This is a genomic window from Vibrio sp. CCUG 15886 (assembly GCF_028570825.1).
Classification (GTDB): Bacteria; Pseudomonadota; Gammaproteobacteria; order Enterobacterales; family Vibrionaceae; genus Vibrio; species Vibrio vulnificus_B.
Genome location: NZ_JAQQBT010000012.1, coordinates 21,913 through 39,251, shown reverse-complemented (window position 1 = coordinate 39,251; position 17,339 = coordinate 21,913). Strand labels below are relative to the sequence as shown.

Annotated in this window: 13 protein-coding genes, 1 tRNA gene and 1 pseudogene; 7 read left to right on the top strand and 8 right to left on the bottom strand. The window is 47.0% G+C overall.

Annotated elements, in window-relative coordinates; genetic code table 11:
• Window positions 1-11: 11 nt before the first annotated feature.
• The 8 genes and pseudogenes from cadB to PQQ36_RS17245 all read right to left on the bottom strand — a co-directional run bounded on the left by cadB (window position 12) and on the right by PQQ36_RS17245 (window position 10,853).
• Window positions 12-1,349 carry a cadaverine/lysine antiporter gene (gene cadB / locus PQQ36_RS17280; RefSeq protein WP_011079947.1) on the bottom strand — a complete coding sequence of 446 codons (1,338 nt, stop codon included), beginning with the start codon at window positions 1,347-1,349 and terminating at the stop codon, window positions 12-14.
• Window positions 1,350-2,186: 837 nt separating this feature from the next.
• Window positions 2,187-3,767, bottom strand: coding sequence for a lysine decarboxylation/transport transcriptional activator CadC (gene cadC, locus PQQ36_RS17275; protein ID WP_206626800.1), 1,581 nt, complete (start codon window positions 3,765-3,767; stop codon window positions 2,187-2,189).
• Between the two features lie 210 nt (window positions 3,768-3,977).
• Window positions 3,978-5,462, bottom strand: a pseudogene (locus tag PQQ36_RS17270) (AGE family epimerase/isomerase).
• A gap of 159 nt (window positions 5,463-5,621) precedes the next feature.
• Window positions 5,622-7,493, bottom strand: a complete 1,872-nt coding sequence (locus PQQ36_RS17265) for a methyl-accepting chemotaxis protein (protein WP_130249925.1) — start codon at window positions 7,491-7,493, stop codon at window positions 5,622-5,624.
• A 219-nt stretch (window positions 7,494-7,712) separates the two neighbouring features.
• Window positions 7,713-8,177: a DUF2846 domain-containing protein gene (locus PQQ36_RS17260; protein WP_130249926.1), complete on the bottom strand. Its 465-nt coding sequence runs from the start codon at window positions 8,175-8,177 to the stop codon at window positions 7,713-7,715.
• Window positions 8,178-8,377: 200 nt separating this feature from the next.
• On the bottom strand, window positions 8,378-9,430 hold the full coding sequence (locus tag PQQ36_RS17255) for a GGDEF domain-containing protein (protein ID WP_045623894.1): 1,053 nt from the start codon (window positions 9,428-9,430) through the stop codon (window positions 8,378-8,380).
• Window positions 9,431-9,567: 137 nt separating this feature from the next.
• Window positions 9,568-10,203 (bottom strand): magnesium transporter, encoded by a 636-nt coding sequence (locus tag PQQ36_RS17250; RefSeq protein WP_013571359.1) that lies wholly within the window; start codon window positions 10,201-10,203, stop codon window positions 9,568-9,570.
• Window positions 10,204-10,776: 573 nt separating this feature from the next.
• Window positions 10,777-10,853 (bottom strand) — tRNA-Arg (locus PQQ36_RS17245).
• 202 nt (window positions 10,854-11,055) lie between these two features.
• Between PQQ36_RS17245 and folD the strand changes: the two genes are divergently transcribed.
• From folD to PQQ36_RS17210, 7 genes are all read left to right on the top strand, one after another.
• Window positions 11,056-11,913 (top strand): bifunctional methylenetetrahydrofolate dehydrogenase/methenyltetrahydrofolate cyclohydrolase FolD, encoded by an 858-nt coding sequence (folD, locus tag PQQ36_RS17240; protein WP_011079917.1) that lies wholly within the window; start codon window positions 11,056-11,058, stop codon window positions 11,911-11,913.
• 108 nt (window positions 11,914-12,021) lie between these two features.
• Complete coding sequence (rlmA, locus tag PQQ36_RS17235) at window positions 12,022-12,846, top strand: 23S rRNA (guanine(745)-N(1))-methyltransferase (protein ID WP_011079916.1); 825 nt, start codon at window positions 12,022-12,024, stop codon at window positions 12,844-12,846.
• A 94-nt stretch (window positions 12,847-12,940) separates the two neighbouring features.
• Window positions 12,941-13,867, top strand: coding sequence for a ChaN family lipoprotein (locus PQQ36_RS17230; RefSeq protein ID WP_045620550.1), 927 nt, complete (start codon window positions 12,941-12,943; stop codon window positions 13,865-13,867).
• A gap of 135 nt (window positions 13,868-14,002) precedes the next feature.
• Window positions 14,003-14,359, top strand: a complete 357-nt coding sequence (locus tag PQQ36_RS17225) for a hypothetical protein (RefSeq protein WP_043920955.1) — start codon at window positions 14,003-14,005, stop codon at window positions 14,357-14,359.
• Window positions 14,360-14,783: 424 nt separating this feature from the next.
• Complete coding sequence (locus PQQ36_RS17220) at window positions 14,784-16,361, top strand: alkaline phosphatase (protein ID WP_011079913.1); 1,578 nt, start codon at window positions 14,784-14,786, stop codon at window positions 16,359-16,361.
• Window positions 16,362-16,528: 167 nt separating this feature from the next.
• Window positions 16,529-16,837 (top strand): ribbon-helix-helix domain-containing protein, encoded by a 309-nt coding sequence (locus tag PQQ36_RS17215; protein ID WP_011079912.1) that lies wholly within the window; start codon window positions 16,529-16,531, stop codon window positions 16,835-16,837.
• A gap of 71 nt (window positions 16,838-16,908) precedes the next feature.
• Window positions 16,909-17,304: a VOC family protein gene (locus PQQ36_RS17210; protein ID WP_225470489.1), complete on the top strand. Its 396-nt coding sequence runs from the start codon at window positions 16,909-16,911 to the stop codon at window positions 17,302-17,304.
• Window positions 17,305-17,339: the final 35 nt, after the last annotated feature.

Genomic DNA, 17,339 nt, shown 5'->3' with positions numbered 1-17,339 from the left:
AGCGGAATCAATCAGTGTTGAGCCGAAGCTTCTTCAGGATGGGCAGCCATGTATTGTGCCAAGCCTGTTTTCTTGCTGTAGAACATCAAAATGATGAGAGACATGATGAAGGTTGCGGTGAGGGTTGAACCTTCTGCACCTGCTAGGGCAACCATACAGAACAAGCTGGCAATGCCCGAGAACAACATCACGAATGTATTGCGAGTTGTCATACCTTCGAAGCGAATCAAGTTAATGCTTGAGTAGAAGTAAGGCAGCATGGTGAGTAGTACTGCGTCAGTGGTTAATTGGTTAAACATGTCTGAAGCGTGCGCGGTTTCTGAGCTAAAGAACATCAGTACCAACATCAACATCGTCATCATGCTAGACGCGATAACCAAACCTTTCTTAGGCACGCCGTTTTTGTCGGTTTCACCAAACACTTTAGGGAAGTTACCGTCGTTTGCGGCACGTTTACCCGCTTCGCTCACCAACATCATCCAAGAACCAAGAGAGGTGAAACACGCCAACGCAGTAAACGCAGAGACAAATGGCGCAGTCCAGCTACCGAACAGTTCAGTGGTCGCCAACGCAAATGGTGCACCTGATGCAGCCACTTCAGAAGCTGGGAACATACCGCTGATCATTTGAGTAGACAGCACGTAAATCACACCAGCAATCGCAGTACCTAGCATAGTCGCAAGTGGTACTGTGCGTTTTGGGTTCTCAACCATGCCTGATGATACCGCCGCAGATTCCACACCCACGAAAGACCATAGACAGATAAGTACCGCAGTGATGATCGCATGGCCATCGCTACCTGCAGAAACGTTCCAGTTTTGGCTGTAAATAGCGCTGTCGAAGTGCGTCCAACCAAAGAGTGCTGTACCTAATACAGGAACCAAAATCAGTACCAAACCAACGGTACAGAGTCGGCTTACCCAGCTACCACCGAGCAAGTTAACCAGCGTGAACACCCAAACAGAAGCGATGGTCGCAAGGCCTGCTGGAATCGGGTCATTCAGTACTGGGAAGAAAACCGATAAGTAAGAAACACCGGTAATGGCAATGGCTAAGTTACCAATCCAGTTCGCGTGGTAGTAAAGCACGCCCGTTTGGAAACCAAACACTGGTGACACCTCACCTGCATACGCAATAGGGCCACCCTCTTGAGGGTTTTTGGTTGCCAAACGAGCAAACACGAATGCTAGGCTCAATGCACCAACAATACAAATCGCCCAACTAAAAATAGAGATAGAACCTACACTCGCCAGTGTAGAAGGAAGTAAGGCAATACCACTGCCCATCATGTTACCAGCCACGACACCTGTACAGGCAATTAGGCCGATTTTCTTAGTATTAGATGACATAACATCTCCAACTCGATTCAACTTAAGTTACAAAACTCAAACGAATAAATAACCGCAACGCGAAGCAACCTTGTCGCTGCTCTTTTGATGTTATTAACGCGATAGAGAGAAAACTTTCTCCGTGACCCCGTTAATGTTCGAAGTGGAGATTACGCCCAAAGCAGATAAAAAAAATAAACTTACGATTATCAATAAAATGATGAGACAAAAATGAGTTTCTTGATATCAAGGTGATAAACACTCAACATATAAACCAATGTTTTCAAACAGTTAAGAAAAAACCTAAAAACATAAACTCATGGCAATAAAATTATCAACCCACTCTTTCATTAGCCATCAAGTCAATCAACTTGCCATTGAGGGGGAAGTTGATAATGCGTTGATATCGAATTTATCCAAGCCGAAATGCGAGGAAGCTAGGAAGCTAGGAAGCTAGGAAGCTAGGAAAAGAGTAAAAGAGGAAAAGAGGAAAAGAGGAAAAGAGGAAAAGAATAAGAGAATAAGAGAATAAGAGAATAAGAGAATAAGAGAATAAGAGAATAAGAGAATAAGAGAATAAGAGAATATACCCAAACTACTTGGAGTTGCAGGTAGGCGGCAAGTGAGGTCATCCCCATGAACATAGACAGACTATGTGATTGGGCCGGGCTGGCGTGCCAGTGAACGAGCGTAGCCAACACCGCTGCAACTTCAAGTAGGAAGGAGATAGACGATGGAACAAGACGTGCAACTCACAATGAGGTTCATACGCAAAGAAGGGAAAGATAAGAAAATGAACCGCTCTCAGACGCAGCGACGTCTGAGAGCAAAGGTGAAAGGCAAACCCAAACTGGGTCGCTACATTAAACGCACCACCGAAGGATGCACTGAGCGATACATGGCGTAGTCAATCGATTTTAGATTCGATTGAAATACCAGCCTCTCACACAACAAATAGGTTTCTAGTGATGTGTCCATATAGAAGGCTTCGCTGTAACCATCACTGGCACCATCAAGATCACCACGCAATTCAGCGTGTTTCCCTTGCAGTACATAAGAGAGCACCGACTCACGCAATTGCTGCGCTTTGGCCAAATAACGCTCAGCCGAGGGCAGATCTTCATCCACCGTCGCTTGCAGCGCTAACGCTTCGTAAATTCTGGGTTGAACCACCGCGTCCAGTGCTTCACTGGCGCTTTGCAATTTGCTGCTCAGCAATAAAATACGCTCTTGGTTTAGCGTCGGCATGTCCGACAAGGCTTGCTGAACATGGTAAGCAATCAAGAGCTCCGCCTGAACATAATGATTGTTCGGCTCTAAGTTAAGCACCTGTTCAAGCAAATCAATCCCCTTTTGTACCTGCTGCTGATCAGAGAGATTGAGGTAGTGATTCGCTCGCACATACAAGGCCAACGCCGCTGGCTGCTGAGGAAAATCCACCAGCAAGATTTGCGCTTGTTGCTCTGCGTTTGGCAAACGTAACGCCTGCATAATGTCGACTTCCGCTCGGTGCAAAACCGACGCAAGATGCGAGGCGTCTAACGGGTATTGGCGGCTAAACAACACCGCGCCCGAGGAGTTGTTTTTTAACTCCAGTTCAATAAAGGCGTGACCTTCTTTATCGCTCACTCGAACCATGATCGATTTACCGGGCAAAATGCCAGATGTAAACGCGGTTTTACTCAACATCACGCGATAGTCGGTCACTTGAGTGATGTCGGCCATCAGCTTCTGTGCAATACCATCGGCCAGATCGTGGCTTAACGCTTGGGCGTGATAGTCATCTTGAAACATGAATTCAATCAGATGAGTATCCACGACTTGCGTAATGCGCACTTGTGATTGTTTGATGGTAAAAAAGCCCATCGCAATGATCACCAAACCAATCCACAGCGCGTTGAATGCATTTACACGCCAACGAGAGATATTGGGTCGATTCGGCTTTTTCTGTTGCTGACTTTGGCACATGGCGCGTGTGAGTGGCCCTGCTGGAAAAACCATTTCATTTGCGCTGGGGGCTTCGGCTTCTGGTACCGCGGTCAATGGCTCGGTCATTGCCGGCTCCAACAACTCAACCTCGGTAGATTCTGCCTGACGCAACAAATAAGGATTGGCCGTTAAACGCTCAACATTGGCCACCAGCTTGTAACCGCGTTTTGGTACGGTCACCACATAGCTGAGATTTTCTTCTCGCCCATCGCGCAGTAATTTGCGGAGCTCAAAAATGGATTGCGTCACCACTTGGTCGGTGACAATGGCCCCATCCCAAACGTGCTGGATCAGTTCCTCGCGACCAAACACCTCTCCAACGTGTTCAGCAAGGAAATGCAGTAAATTTATTAGACGTGGCTCGACGGAGACTTCCCTATCTTGTCGATACAGCTTGTTCTCATCAATGCACAAAACCCAGTCATTGATTTGAAAATAGATTCCAATCATAGAACGCTCTTTGTATCAGGCAGATAGCATTGGATACAGAGAGGCTCTCTCACCCAATGAGGGCGAGATTATAAGCCCGATACGCCTGTTCACCTAAGAATGATAGCCGCGAAAAACGTAAACTAAGTTTCGCGGTTTAATCAGGCGAAAAAGCGACGTAGCGCAAAGACGGGAAGAGAAAAGGCTTAGCTGTTGCTAAGCCTAAAACGATTACGGCCGAACGTTGCTAAACGTGACTTTGATTTGCGGCGCCGCGCTATTGGATGATATCGATTCAACGCTGACGGCATCCCCTGAAAAATAGTAAGGGTTCAAGTTGTCAGCCTTCTGCGCTGACATCGCGTAATACAAAATGGCGGGCTGTTTTGCTAAAGCTTGGCTTGCAACGTACCCAACGAGTGCATGTTCAAATTGATGATAAGCATTGCCCCAATGAAACGCTTTGGTACTTTGCGGGTCTAGCCCAACGCCACCGTGTTTTGGATCCACCCAAATTTGCAGGTAACTCGGTAAGGTGTAATACAACACTGGCTTTGGCTTACCCTCCAGCATCGACACCGTGAGCGCTGCTTGATCTAACTCTGCCCATTCCCACGAGGAAATACCATTGCTGTCAGGTCGGCCACGCCAAGTAGAGATGTCATGCCCTCGCCAACGCGCTTTCAAATCGTCCGGAATCCAGGCTTCAATATCAGGCCAATAAGGAACGTACTCCGCGCGTTGCAAGGTCACTTGCATACCTTGTTTACCGAACGTCTGCCAATCAGATCGGTTCAGTTTTTCACCAGCCAGATACGTCATCCAATACGCTTTAATGGTGTGACCGAAGTCATTGTGTTTCGCCTCTTGCATCATCATCGCTTTGTGATGAATCGCGCCATAAAAACGTTGTTCCTCTTTGGAATGGTACTGGTTAACCATAATCTCGGTTAACCAAGCAAGATCCTTCAACCAGCGCGTTTTGTGCGGCTCTGGCAGTAAAGGGGCCACCAACAATAAGTAGCCATTAATTTGGTCAAGCTGCGCCACTAACTCGCGTTGTTTGGCACTTTGCTCATCACCATCGGCCAGCACCTAAGCCAGACCTTGCCCATCTGATAATCGGTATTGGTCAAAAATAAACCGCTGTTGCTCTACTAATACAGCTTGCAATTGTTCATCGCGGGTTAGGTAATAAAGCATCGCCAAACCCACCAAAGCATACGCTTGATCTTGCGATGTACGTTGCTGCCACGCCAAGCCTGGTTTGCCTTGCTCGGTATAGCTGACAAAACCGCCATGCTCTTGGTCTCGCAAATGGCGAATCAGATAGTTAGCCCCTTGCTTGGCCAGTTTTAGCGCTTCAGTATCGCCCGTAAGATGGTACAGCACGCTATAACCATAGATCTGTCGCGATTTCATTCGCGTGTAGTCCCTCGTAAAGTAGGGAGAAATCCAACTTCGATCTAACTCCGGACAAACACTATCCCGCTTTAATACCGAGCCATCATCACAGCGAAAGGTGGGGAAATTGCCCACAGGTACACCCTGCGCGCTTTCCATCATCCAATAAGGCGCGAGCCCTTGCGCGGCATGCGTTAGCCATTCCTCACCACTGGGCAAAGAAAGAGGCTGAGAATCAGCGTAAACATTTGATGTATTCACCACAAGGCAAAGCGCAAAAGAAACCTTAGACAACACTTTGTTTTTAATCATTTTTATTACTCAACAACTGAACGAGAGCTGACTATAGCCAAGACCACCTGCACATATCATTGCCGTTGTCACACTCTGGCATGCTCAGTAAATACAAGACAAAAAAAGCCCAGCCGGTATGGGCTGGGCTTATCTTCAAAAGAGTGATTCAGAATGACATCAAACAATAAACTTATTCAACAGGGCATCTTGCTGTCGCACGTACACCGTTTGCTGCGCCATGGCGTCGTTCGATTGAGCCGCCAACTGAGACACTTCGGTTGAAAGATCTTTAATTCTCACCGTATTGCTGTTGATCTCTTCCGCAACAAGACTTTGCTCTTCTGCGGCAGACGCGATTTGCAGGTTCATATCGGTAATTCGTTGCATGATCTCGCGGATTTCTTGTAAGGCATGATCAGCTTGCTGTGCGTGCGTCACTGCCACATCCGTGGTGGCTTTACTCTCGCCCATCACAGAAGAGACTGAACTCGCCCCTGCTTGCAACTGCTCAATCATGCTGCGAATTTGCGTCGTGGATTCTTGCGTGCGTGATGCCAAAGTGCGAACTTCATCAGCCACCACCGCAAAACCGCGTCCCGATTCTCCCGCACGCGCGGCTTCAATCGCAGCGTTTAGGGCTAAGAGGTTCGTTTGCTCGGCAATTTCATTAATCACTTTCAAGATGGTTTCGATATTGGTGGTCGCGCTTTCTAAGCCCTGCACTTCCTCTACCGCTTGATCGATTCGCAGTGACAGTTGGCTAATGGCATTGGTCGTATCACTGACCACTTTCGACCCGGCCGACGTCACTTGATCTGCTTCTTTCACGGCATGTGCCGCGCTTTGTGCATTGTTTGCCACTTCGAGCGCCGTGACCGACATCTCATGCATGGCTGTCGCCAGTTGTTCAAGTTCTTGAAGCTGGCTACCAACGGCGGAAGAAGCACGCTCAGCCCCCATCACCGACATTTCGGTTCCATTGAGAATCTCGGCACTGATCGCTTTCGATTGAATCACCTGCTGCTGAAGATTTTCAGTAAAGCGGTTAAAACCACGCGCCATTTCCGCAAATTCTGGATCGGTATTGGTATCAAGGCGCTTAGTTAAATCGCCATTGCCACTGGCAATATCCTGAATGGCGGCGTTCAACGCCCCTAAAGGACGCATTAACGCTTTCATTAACACAGAAAGAGCCAACACACTCAGTACCACTGCGATTACCACGTAAATCAAGGAGCTGCTGCGCATTTCGCTGATCGCTGAATAAACCGTCGATTCATTGAGCACAGCGCCAACAAACCAACCTTCACTGCCAACCTTGGTTAAACGCACGAGGTAGGACACGCCTTCTTTTTCAAAGCGTTGCTCTCCTTCTTGAATACGAACCTGAGGAAGGTAGCTGGAGATATTTTCACCATTTTTGTTGACGTCTGGGTGCGCAATGGTGGTGCCGTCTGGGGTAACAATGAAGAGGTAACCCGCATCAAACAGATTGGTTTGATTGACCAATTTTGCTAAGCCACCTAAATCCACATCGTAAAACAAACTACCGATGAACTGCTCCTGAGATCGCACAGGGGCACCGATAGAAATCACCACTTGTTTCGTGGTTGAGTCTACATAGGGCTCTGTGACGACCAAACGATTTTGTGCTTTTGCCTGTTGATACCAAGGGCGAGTTCTTGGGTCATAGCTGGATTCCACTTCCCATGCATCGTCATTTTCAACCACCAAACCATCACGCTCGTAACCAAGCCCAACGGCGATAAAACCTTGTTTTACGACGGAGGTTTCAAGCACATCCGCCACATAGCCTTGATCAAGTGGCGCAAGTTCAATGATTTCTTGCGTAGATTTTGCCAAAGCGCGTTTACTTTCCATCTGCGCACTGACGGCATCTCGCACCCCTTGCTCCAACTCCATCAGGCTGCTTTCGACCAATTTTTCGACTTTGTCTTTGACCAATAGCGATTGTTGAACGGACAGCAATACGATACTGATAAGCAACAACACAGAAGAAGCCAGTATGACTTTTTGACTAAACTTCATAACTTACCCCATATAACAGACACTTAGAAAACCTTGTTATCGGCAACAAATGCAAAAGATTTAATAACCAGACATAAAAAACAGTAGGAATAACAAACAAAAGCGACGGAATGCGACAGAAATAACCTCTTCGCCTATAAACTCTGAACCTATGGCCTCTTTATCGTAGATAGAAAAAACCCAAGCACAAAGCTTGGGTCTGTAGACGAGAGCGTCGAATTACTTGGCAGAGCAATTGCCCTTGATCGCCATTTTTGTTTTGTAAACGTCAGATTTACCCGTTGACTCATCGACAACCACTAAATCCGCACCGCCAACAAATGCCCCCATTTTGATGTATTGCTGAACAAAATAGAGACGTCCTTGCTCAGTAAACAAGGTGAGTTCATTTGGAGAAAATTCAGATTCGGTACTGACAATGTGCTCTTTATCACCATCCACTTCATGGTAGAAGAAAACACCCGGTGCCGTTTCACCAATGCATTCACCATCAATATGCACATCTTTTTTCAGCGCACCACCAATGCCAGATTCTGGGCGATAAACATAAACGCCCGCTTTACCTTCGGTTGGCGCTGCAAACTGTTTCGCTTGATCGGAGAGTTCAGAATCAACCATAGGTACTGACGCACAACCAGAAAGTACTGCTAGTACCGCTGAACATAAAATGATTTTAGTTTTCATAAAGTTACTCTAGCCAAATAAAGCTGGAGAATAGCTTATGCAATCAATCCATAACAATTTCATATTTTATAAATGAGACGCATCGCAATTATTTATAAAACAATCGACTAAAAAAACAACAAAAACCCAAATTTGTTCAACAAAAATATTGGAGAACAAGATAAATCACTACGCCATTCGCTAAAAATTAGCGCAATACACTAACTAACTCTGGCAATCACATCGTAAACAAAGCTGTTTTTCCCTGCTTTTTTGGCTCGATAGAGTGCTTCATCAGCTTGACGAAACGCCTTGCGATAATGTTTAGGCTGATGCGGCGCCCCGCCACAACTGAAGGTGATCGGGCTACGTAAACCAAACTCAAACGTCGCGATCTCTTGCTGCAGACGGAAAATCTTGTCCTCTATGACGTCAATCTCTTGCAGATAAAAAGCCATGAGAAACTCCTCTCCTCCCCAGCGACAAGCCACGCCATTGCCACCAACACAGCTTTCAATTTTCTGCGCCACAATCTGCAATACCTTGTCACCAACATCGTGCCCATAGCGATCGTTGATTTTCTTAAAATCATCGATATCGAGAATCACAATCCAATGCACTTGGTTTGAGTTGATGAGAAACTCTTCAATATACAAACGGTTAGGTAGCTGAGTGAGTGCATCCGTTACTGAGAGCTGCTGCAGTTTTGCATTGGACTCTTTGAGCAACGCCATGGTTTGCCTGCGGCCGGAATCGTAAAAATAGGCGATAGCAAATAAAGTAAAATAGATGACCGTTAAGTGGATAAAACTGATGTTGTCGAAAGGCACTGCCGTCCAGTTCGGCATTTGGCTAAAACAGAGCCAAGCGATGATAGCAAAATTGAGTACGCTAAACGTCGCCCCCAAACGATAACCGACAACAAAAATGGAGATCACCGGAATGCCTAAAGTAAATGCGAGGGCAAATTCCTCATTTCCCGTGTCAGCAATATAAAGCAAGCTGATCACCATCATCACAACCACCGCAATGATGCCCGCTAAACGGGAACGCCGATTATCTTTAAGAAAATAGAAGCCAACCAAACAGCCCAACACACCTAGGCCATCGAGCAAAATCATCGGAGGAAAAGGGACAATAAAAATGTTGTAGTAGAGAAAAAACGAAAATATCGCCGTTAAAAAAGAGAGCGCAATAAAAACAAATGAGCTCTCCCTAAAATCTTCATGCCAGCGGCTCAGGTTAAGCCACTTCTCAATTACTCGAATGATCACAGGTACGTCCAGGTTGTTACATCAAGCCAAAGTAGTTAAGCCAATAATCTACTCAACTTGATGCAACATTCCTATTAACCGTGCAAAATTTGTCGAAAATTCAGAAAAAACTCAATCGTTGCACTGGCGTTTAGTCGTTAACCCACGGTAGGTAAATCCAATAACACGCTTGCCACAGAGAAATAGATCATCACCCCAATCGCATCGGCAATGGTCGTGATCAACGGCGCGCTTGCAGAGGCGGGATCAAATCGAAGTTTGCTGAGCAGAAACGGCAGCAACATGCCCACCACAGATCCAACAATCACCACAATCTGCATGGTGATCGCCACCACAAGCGCGATGTGATACCCCCCTCTCACAAAGCCCAGCAGTGACACCGCACCAGCCATAGTGATACCAAGAAGAGCGGCAATGCAAAGCTCTTTACTGAGCATTTTCGCCCAATCTTTCGCCATCACTTCTCCTGTCGCTAGCGCACGTACCATTAGAGTGGCCGATTGCGAACCCGCATTACCGCCACTGTCGATAAGTAAGGGTAAGAAAAACACAAGTGCCACATGGCTTTGGATGATCTCCTCAAAATAAGCAATCCCAGCGCCTGAAAAAACGTTGCCGAAAACCAGCAGCACCAACCAGAAAACACGCTTGCGATACATCATCGAAATAGACGCATCTTTTAAGTTAGTGTGAGTATCGATGTGCACAGCGTGACCGCCACAAACGCCTTGTGCGTTCGCGTTATCGATTTTTTGTGTCTGTAATAGAGTCATGGTTATCTCTCCTGAGTGTCGCTCAGGACAAAGAAACCCACGCAGCCACCTCCGCCCTTTCATTGGACGCAAAGTTGTACGCATGACATGTCGTCGCTTATTGCTCTAGATGCGACAACGCACTTAAGGCAAATCAATAAGCGTATCGTTCCTGCGGCAAACGGCCGAAGGCATATATCAATAAAGAGATGGTATTAACGAGGAAAAGCAGTATTCGCTTATGCCAATGGGTATCGACTACCCAGCACAAGCTAACAGTGTAGATTGGCAGGCTAGCAGAAAACCGTTGGCATTTTCGAAGGCTCGAAAAAACCATTTTGTGATATTCGACTACTCGACGAGTCCATAGGTTTCTGTTGTACCTCAATAAATGAAAAGGAAACGATGAGTACTGCCCATCGCGCTATAAAAACGAGCGGCATGCTATTTTTTGGACGCGGTAAAGTCAATATGAGCTGGCCGCTTTGACACCATCGTGACATTACTGACAAAGCCCGGACAATCCAAATGAAGGGAACAATGACCAAAACGAAAAAGCCCCAGCACCATGAGATGCTGAGGCCTTAGAATAAATGGCACGCCCTGTAGGATTCGAACCTACGACCACATCCTTAGAAGGGACGTGCTCTATCCAGCTGAGCTAAGGGCGCGCTACAGGGACAGGATTATACGAGTTCATTTCGGTAAATCAACGGGTTTTCTTAACAAACTGAATCAAATGGCTAAAAAAAGGGCGTCCACATTAAATATGCTTAAAAACGACCCAAAGCAAACGTTTGCGTATAGATATTTATTTGATCATTTGCGACAATACGCGCCAAGTTTTTGCCATTCGTATTCTTAAGGAAAGTCATGACTGCTCAAAATATCGATGGAACTCTCATTTCCCAAACTGTTCGATCCGAAGTCGCTGCTCGCGTAAAAGCTCGTGTAGCTGCGGGATTACGTGCGCCTGGCTTAGCCGTTGTGTTGGTTGGCGAAGATCCAGCGTCTCAAGTTTACGTTGGCAGCAAGCGTCGCGCGTGTGAGGAAGTGGGCTTTGTCTCTAAATCGTTTGATCTACCCGCTTCAACTTCAGAAGAAGAACTGCTGGCGCTGATCGATGAACTCAATAATGATGCTGAAATCGACGGTATTCTGGTTCAACTTCCTCTTCCTGCGGGCATTGACAGCACGCACGTGCTAGAAAGCATTCATCCAGAGAAAGATGTGGATGGTTTCCACCCGTACAACGTTGGCCGCTTAGCGCAGCGCATCCCTAAACTGCGTTCGTGCACACCAAAAGGCATCATTACGCTGCTTGAGCGTTACAACATCGCACTACGTGGTAAGCATGCGGTGATCGTGGGTGCATCAAACATTGTTGGCCGCCCAATGACACTCGAGCTTCTGCTGGCAGGTTGTACCACGACCACCTGTCACCGCTTCACGAAAGATCTTGAAGGCCATGTTCGCCAAGCTGATGTGCTCGTGGTTGCGGTCGGTAAGCCAAATTTCATTCCTGGTGAATGGGTCAAAGAAGGCGCGATCGTGGTCGATGTCGGCATCAACCGCCTTGAATCGGGTAAGCTGATTGGTGATGTGGAGTATAACAAGGCTCGTGAACGCGCCAGCTTCATTACTCCAGTGCCCGGTGGTGTTGGCCCAATGACGGTGGCCAGCCTCATCGAAAACACCATGCTTGCTTGCGAGCAATACCACACCAAATAAGTCTTTTTCGGCGGGTAAAATCTTGGCCTGCCGAGACTCAAACTGGTTAAAACAGGCGGTTCCTGTTAGACTTTGCCGCCTGTTTCATCGCCCCTTTTTGAGGTCTTCATGGCGTATCAATGCCCCTTGTGTCACCTTGCGTTAGAGCAAGCAGAGCGCACGTTCAAATGTTCCAATAATCATCAATTTGACCTGGCCAAAGAAGGTTACGTTAACTTGATGCCTGCCCATCACAAACGTTCAAAAGATCCCGGTGACAACAAAGAGATGATGCAGGCTCGCCGCCGCTTCCTTGAAGGCAACCATTACGACCCAATGCGTCAAAAAGTGGCGCAACTTTGCCGCCAATACCTGCAAGGTACGCCGCACCGCCTGCTCGATATTGGTTGTGGTGAAGGTTACTACACCGATGAAGTCGCCAAAACCTTGGTCGCGCAGCACCCAGAAGCCAAAACATTTGGTTTGGACATTTCCAAAATCGCCGTTCGTTTCGCGGCAAAACGCTACCCTAATGTTAAGTTTTGTGTCGCTTCCAGCCATCGACTTCCCTTTGCAGACGAAGCGTTGGACGGCATACTCCGCATTTACGCACCATGCAAGGCCGAAGAGCTGGCGCGATGCATTGCCGACAATGGCGTTGTGATCACGGTAACGCCTGCTGGCCGCCACTTACTGCAACTGAAAGAGAAGATTTACGCCGAGCTCAAACTGCATAGCGAAGAACCAGAGCAAATGGATGGATTTACGCTAGAGCACCAAGAAAAGCTCAATTACGTAATGGACTTAGCAGGCCAAGATGCGTTTGACTTACTGCAAATGACCCCCTTTGCTTGGAAAGCCAGCGATGCCCTTCGCGACGAGCTAAAGTCCGCTACACTGTTCCAGTGTGAGGCCGATTTCATGTTGCGTGTTTACCGCAAAACAGCAAAATAGCCAGACAAAACAATAAAGAGAATTATTCTCATTATTGTTGAAGTTCTAGACCGCCTCCATTACACTCTGCGACGTTTTTAATGGAGGCAGTATTATGCGATCAACTATTTCTCTTCTTTTGGCGTCAATGATGCTGAGCGGCTGTGCTAACCAAGCGCTCACAAGCGACCCACTAAGCTTCTACGACTACCAGCTTTACTCGCCAGAAGGTACTGCCCTTTCACTGCAACAATTACCTCAATCGGTTCAAAATGCGGATGTCATTTTAATTGGCGAATGGCACACGCACGCGGGTGTTCATCGCTTCCAAACCGACCTGCTCAAAACGCTCAGTACACAACACCGCGTCGCGCTATCTATGGAACAATTTACCCGCGATAAACAAACCATAGTGAACCAATATTTGGCGGGCGAGATTGGTGAGCAAGTGCTTATCCAACAAGGCAATGCGTGGCCAAACTACGAGAGTGATTACCGACCTTTGATTGAGCTGGCCAAATCCAAACAGATGGATGTGATTGCCGCGAACGCACCGAAAAGCACGGTACGTTGCATTGGCCGCCAAGGTTTGGCTTACCTCGATAAGCTAACCCAAGAGGAGCGTGGCTATTTGGCGAGTGAAATCAACACCGGTGAAAGCGAATACAAAAGCAAGTTCATGGCGTCGATGCACCACGGCAAACCAGAGCAAACCGAGAAACAGTTTGCTGCTCAAGTGACTTGGGATGAAACCATGGCAGAATCGATCGTCAACTACCGCCAGCAACACCCCAACACGCAAGTTATCCATGTCGCAGGAAAATTTCATATTGAGCAGGGCTTAGGCACCGCTCACTCGATTCTGCGTCGTGATCCCTCCTTAAAGGTGGTGGTGATCTCTCCGGTATCAAGCGTCGATGAGCAAGGCAGCGATTACCAACTACTGGTACTGGAACCGCCGGTACGTTATGTGCAAAAAAGCAATCAAATGAAGGCGTTTCAGGATTTAAAAAAACGTAATGACGATCTGACCTGCAAATAGCGCGATTCTTTTCAACTTCCATCTCAGTTAGGCCTGTTTTTTGCTTGATTAAAAAAGCGGCAAAACAGGCTTTTTTTGCACAAGTTTTCTCCAACGCCGCCGATAGAGTATTTAGGATTCGCTTAGGAGATGGTTATGAATCCAGTCGGTTCAAGACCTGTCGAAGCATACGCTTCAGCACAGAAACAGACAGCTAACCCAAATGCGGCAAAGGAAAGTGCCCCAGCTCCGCTGCAGGTAGAACAAAACAAAGTGACGCTTTCTGAAGAAGGAAAAGCGCTGCTTTCTGCGCTCCAAGAGATCGATAAAGAGAGCAAAAAAGTCGAAGCGGAAAACAAAACCGTGGGCGACAAAGTGGAATCCTTTACCTACGGCGCGTTAGGCATGGACCATCCCGACAAGATAAAAGAGGAAGATGATGGCTCCTATTCCGCAGGACAATATCTTTCTGCCGCTGCCACTATCGGTGGTTTGTTGATGATTTTGGTGTGATTTTTACACTTATCCTCTCTACTGGGGGTTGAACATTGTCGGGAGCCTGCGCATTTTTCGCCACGACAAATTTCATTGGTTGAAGCATGTAGAACAAATCGCTATTTATATATCGATTCTTTGCTGGATGCAGAGGTGAAATTCACTGAAGTGGAACAGCAAGGATTGGTTTTAGCAAAAAATGATAGCGCGTTGTCGCTATCCCCAAATCGCTTTAGCCCATGAATTTCAACTCCCTTACTCAAAAGCTCACTTCGGTGAGCTTTTTCTTTTGCTCAATCAGACGCCATTATTGCTCGCTCAAGTTTGTCACAACGCGCTCTTTTTACTGATTTTTTCACTTTCATGAAGTTTTTGTGTCTGCAGCAAAAGTGTCACAAAGCAGTGCTGTAATGGCGCCGCTTTTATAAATAAGGGATAGACAATGAAGCACCTGATCAAACCCGTTGTTGCCGTTGTAGCAACTTCTACGCTCTCTTTTAATGCACTTTCTGCAGAAATTAAAAACGTCATTTTGATGATTGGTGATGGCATGGGGCCACAACAAGTTGGCCTATTGGAAACCTACGCCAACAACGCGCCAAATTCCATCTACCAAGGCAAAACCACCGCACTTTACACTCTCGCTCAAGAAGGCGTTATCGGCTCATCGCTGACGCATCCAGAAGACGCGATTGTGGTGGATTCAGCCTGTTCTGCCACCATGCTGGCGACCGGCATCATGACAGGTTCAGAAGTGATCGGCATCGATTCGCAAGGGAACAGCGTCGAAACCGTACTCGAAAAAGCCAAACGTATGGGCAAAGCCACCGGCATCATTTCCGACACTCGCATGACGCACGCCACTCCTGCTGCCTTTGCCGCCCACCAGCCTCATCGCTCGTTGGAAAATGAAATTGCCGCTGACATGCTTGCTACCGATGTTGATGTGCTGCTGTCTGGTGGTTTGCGTCATTGGATTCCAAAATCGGCAAACGACAAAGGTGAAACCTATCAACAGTTACAAGCCCTAACTCAAGGTGACGTTGCATTAAAATCCAAACGCAAAGACGATCGCAACTTGCTGACGGAAGCGCAACAAGCGGGTTACTCTCTGGCATTCAATAAAACCATGCTAGAGCAAGCGCAAGGGACGAAACTTTTGGGTCTTTTTGCCAACTCAGCCATGTACGATGGCATCACCTACAGCCAAACCAAAGGTGACGCAGAGCGCAAAGAACCAACACTGGCAGAAATGACCAGCAAAGCCTTGGATATCCTAGCCAAGGACAAAGACGGTTTCTTCTTGATGGTTGAAGGCGGACAAATCGACTGGGCTGGCCACAGCAATGATGCCGGTTCAATGCTGCATGAAATGATCAAGTTTGATGAAGCGATTAATACGGTTTACCAATGGGCTAAAGATCGTGATGACACTTTGATTATTGTCACGGCGGACCATGAAACCGGCTCTTTTGGCTTTAGCTACTCAGGCTATAATCTGCCAAAACCAGAGAAACGCCCAGGAAAAGCATTCGAAAATCGTGATTACGCGCCGAACTTTAACTTTGGTGCTTTCGATATTCTCGATGGTTTGTACAACCAAAAAACCAGCTACTATGGCATGCTTAGTGCGTTTGAAAAGTTGGATAAAAATCAGCAAACCGCGGCAAAACTAGCAGAAATCATCAATAAAAATAGTGATTTTTCGATTACCGCAGGCCAAGCTGAAAACATCCTGAAGAACAAACCCAATCCATATCGTTTGGCCAACCACAGCTATCTTGCTGAGGAAACCGTGCCAGCCATTAACGACTTTGATGCGTTTTTCCCATACAACGACAGAACCAACCTGATCGCTCGTGAGCAAGCGACTAAGCAAAATATCGTCTGGGGGACAGGCACACACACCCATACACCAGTGAATGTTTTTGCTTGGGGACCTGCAGAAACCATTCTCCCTGTGTCACGCATTTTGCACCACTCTGAGTTGGGCGAGTTCATTAAAAATCAGGTGAAATAAGCTCGGTTGATGAGCAGGTAAAGCCTTTGATTCAAATAAGAAAGTGCCAGATGGCGCTTTCTTATTTTATTTTGCGCGCTAATAAAGCGATTTTTCCAGAGGTTGACGGAATACCAATTAGTCGCCAGTATGTAACGCTTTTCAACCCTAACGGTGCCCTTCCCGCTATGTGTGAAATTTTTGCTAAGCAGCCCAAAGAAAATTACCAAACCATTACACGCTCGATCCGAATAGACGGACACGCCACCAGCGTCAAACTGGAAGCCAGTTACTGGGATATTTTACAAGAGATTGCTGACGCTCAGCAGCTAACCGTGCCGAAGTTCATCAGTACCGTCTATCGCGAAGCACTTGAGCACAATGGTGAAGTCTCAAACTTTGCCTCGCTACTGCGTTGCGCCTGCTTGATGTATGCTCGCCAACCCACTAACGTCATCGAAGTGGCGCGTCAAGAGCTCGTAAATAGACAAATTTAAATGTAATACTCACGTACTACCAAAGGTTGGTTTCTCAACATTATTCTGTCGCCTCGCAATGAGGAACCACCATGACCAAAATGATTCACAGCATGATCCGTGTCAGCGATCTCGACAGATCGATCGTTTTCTACCGTGATGCACTAGAACTCGAGATCAAAGACCAATTTGTTTTCGATACTTTCACTCTGACTTACCTCGCCAACAAGACCACCGGCTTCGAGCTTGAGTTGACTTACAATCACGGCATGAGTGATCCCTACACACATGGGACAGGCTACGGCCACCTTGCAGTGTGCGTCGAAGACATCGAACTCGCTCATAAACGCCTACGCGATTTAGGGATAGCACCCAGTGATGTGAAAGCGATGGATCACAACCAAAAACACCTTGCGACCTTCTTCTTTATCACCGACCCAGACGGATACAAAATCGAGTTTTTGCAGCGCCAAGGCCGCTACCAATAAGCATCACTCGAATACGATTTTCGGCTTAAGTTTAG

What these genes read in the sequence shown, in the direction of transcription:
- cadB (WP_011079947.1), bottom strand. Translation starts at nt 1,349, where the DNA reads ATGTCATCTAATACTAAGAAAATCGGCCTAATTGCCTGTACAGGTGTC.
- cadC (WP_206626800.1), bottom strand. Translation starts at nt 3,767, where the DNA reads ATGATTGGAATCTATTTTCAAATCAATGACTGGGTTTTGTGCATTGAT.
- PQQ36_RS17265 (WP_130249925.1), bottom strand. Translation starts at nt 7,493, where the DNA reads ATGAAGTTTAGTCAAAAAGTCATACTGGCTTCTTCTGTGTTGTTGCTT.
- PQQ36_RS17260 (WP_130249926.1), bottom strand. Translation starts at nt 8,177, where the DNA reads ATGAAAACTAAAATCATTTTATGTTCAGCGGTACTAGCAGTACTTTCT.
- PQQ36_RS17250 (WP_013571359.1), bottom strand. Translation starts at nt 10,203, where the DNA reads ATGACTCTATTACAGACACAAAAAATCGATAACGCGAACGCACAAGGC.
- folD (WP_011079917.1), top strand. Translation starts at nt 11,056, where the DNA reads ATGACTGCTCAAAATATCGATGGAACTCTCATTTCCCAAACTGTTCGA.
- rlmA (WP_011079916.1), top strand. Translation starts at nt 12,022, where the DNA reads ATGGCGTATCAATGCCCCTTGTGTCACCTTGCGTTAGAGCAAGCAGAG.
- PQQ36_RS17230 (WP_045620550.1), top strand. Translation starts at nt 12,941, where the DNA reads ATGCGATCAACTATTTCTCTTCTTTTGGCGTCAATGATGCTGAGCGGC.
- PQQ36_RS17225 (WP_043920955.1), top strand. Translation starts at nt 14,003, where the DNA reads ATGAATCCAGTCGGTTCAAGACCTGTCGAAGCATACGCTTCAGCACAG.
- PQQ36_RS17220 (WP_011079913.1), top strand. Translation starts at nt 14,784, where the DNA reads ATGAAGCACCTGATCAAACCCGTTGTTGCCGTTGTAGCAACTTCTACG.
- PQQ36_RS17215 (WP_011079912.1), top strand. Translation starts at nt 16,529, where the DNA reads ATGTGTGAAATTTTTGCTAAGCAGCCCAAAGAAAATTACCAAACCATT.
- PQQ36_RS17210 (WP_225470489.1), top strand. Translation starts at nt 16,909, where the DNA reads ATGACCAAAATGATTCACAGCATGATCCGTGTCAGCGATCTCGACAGA.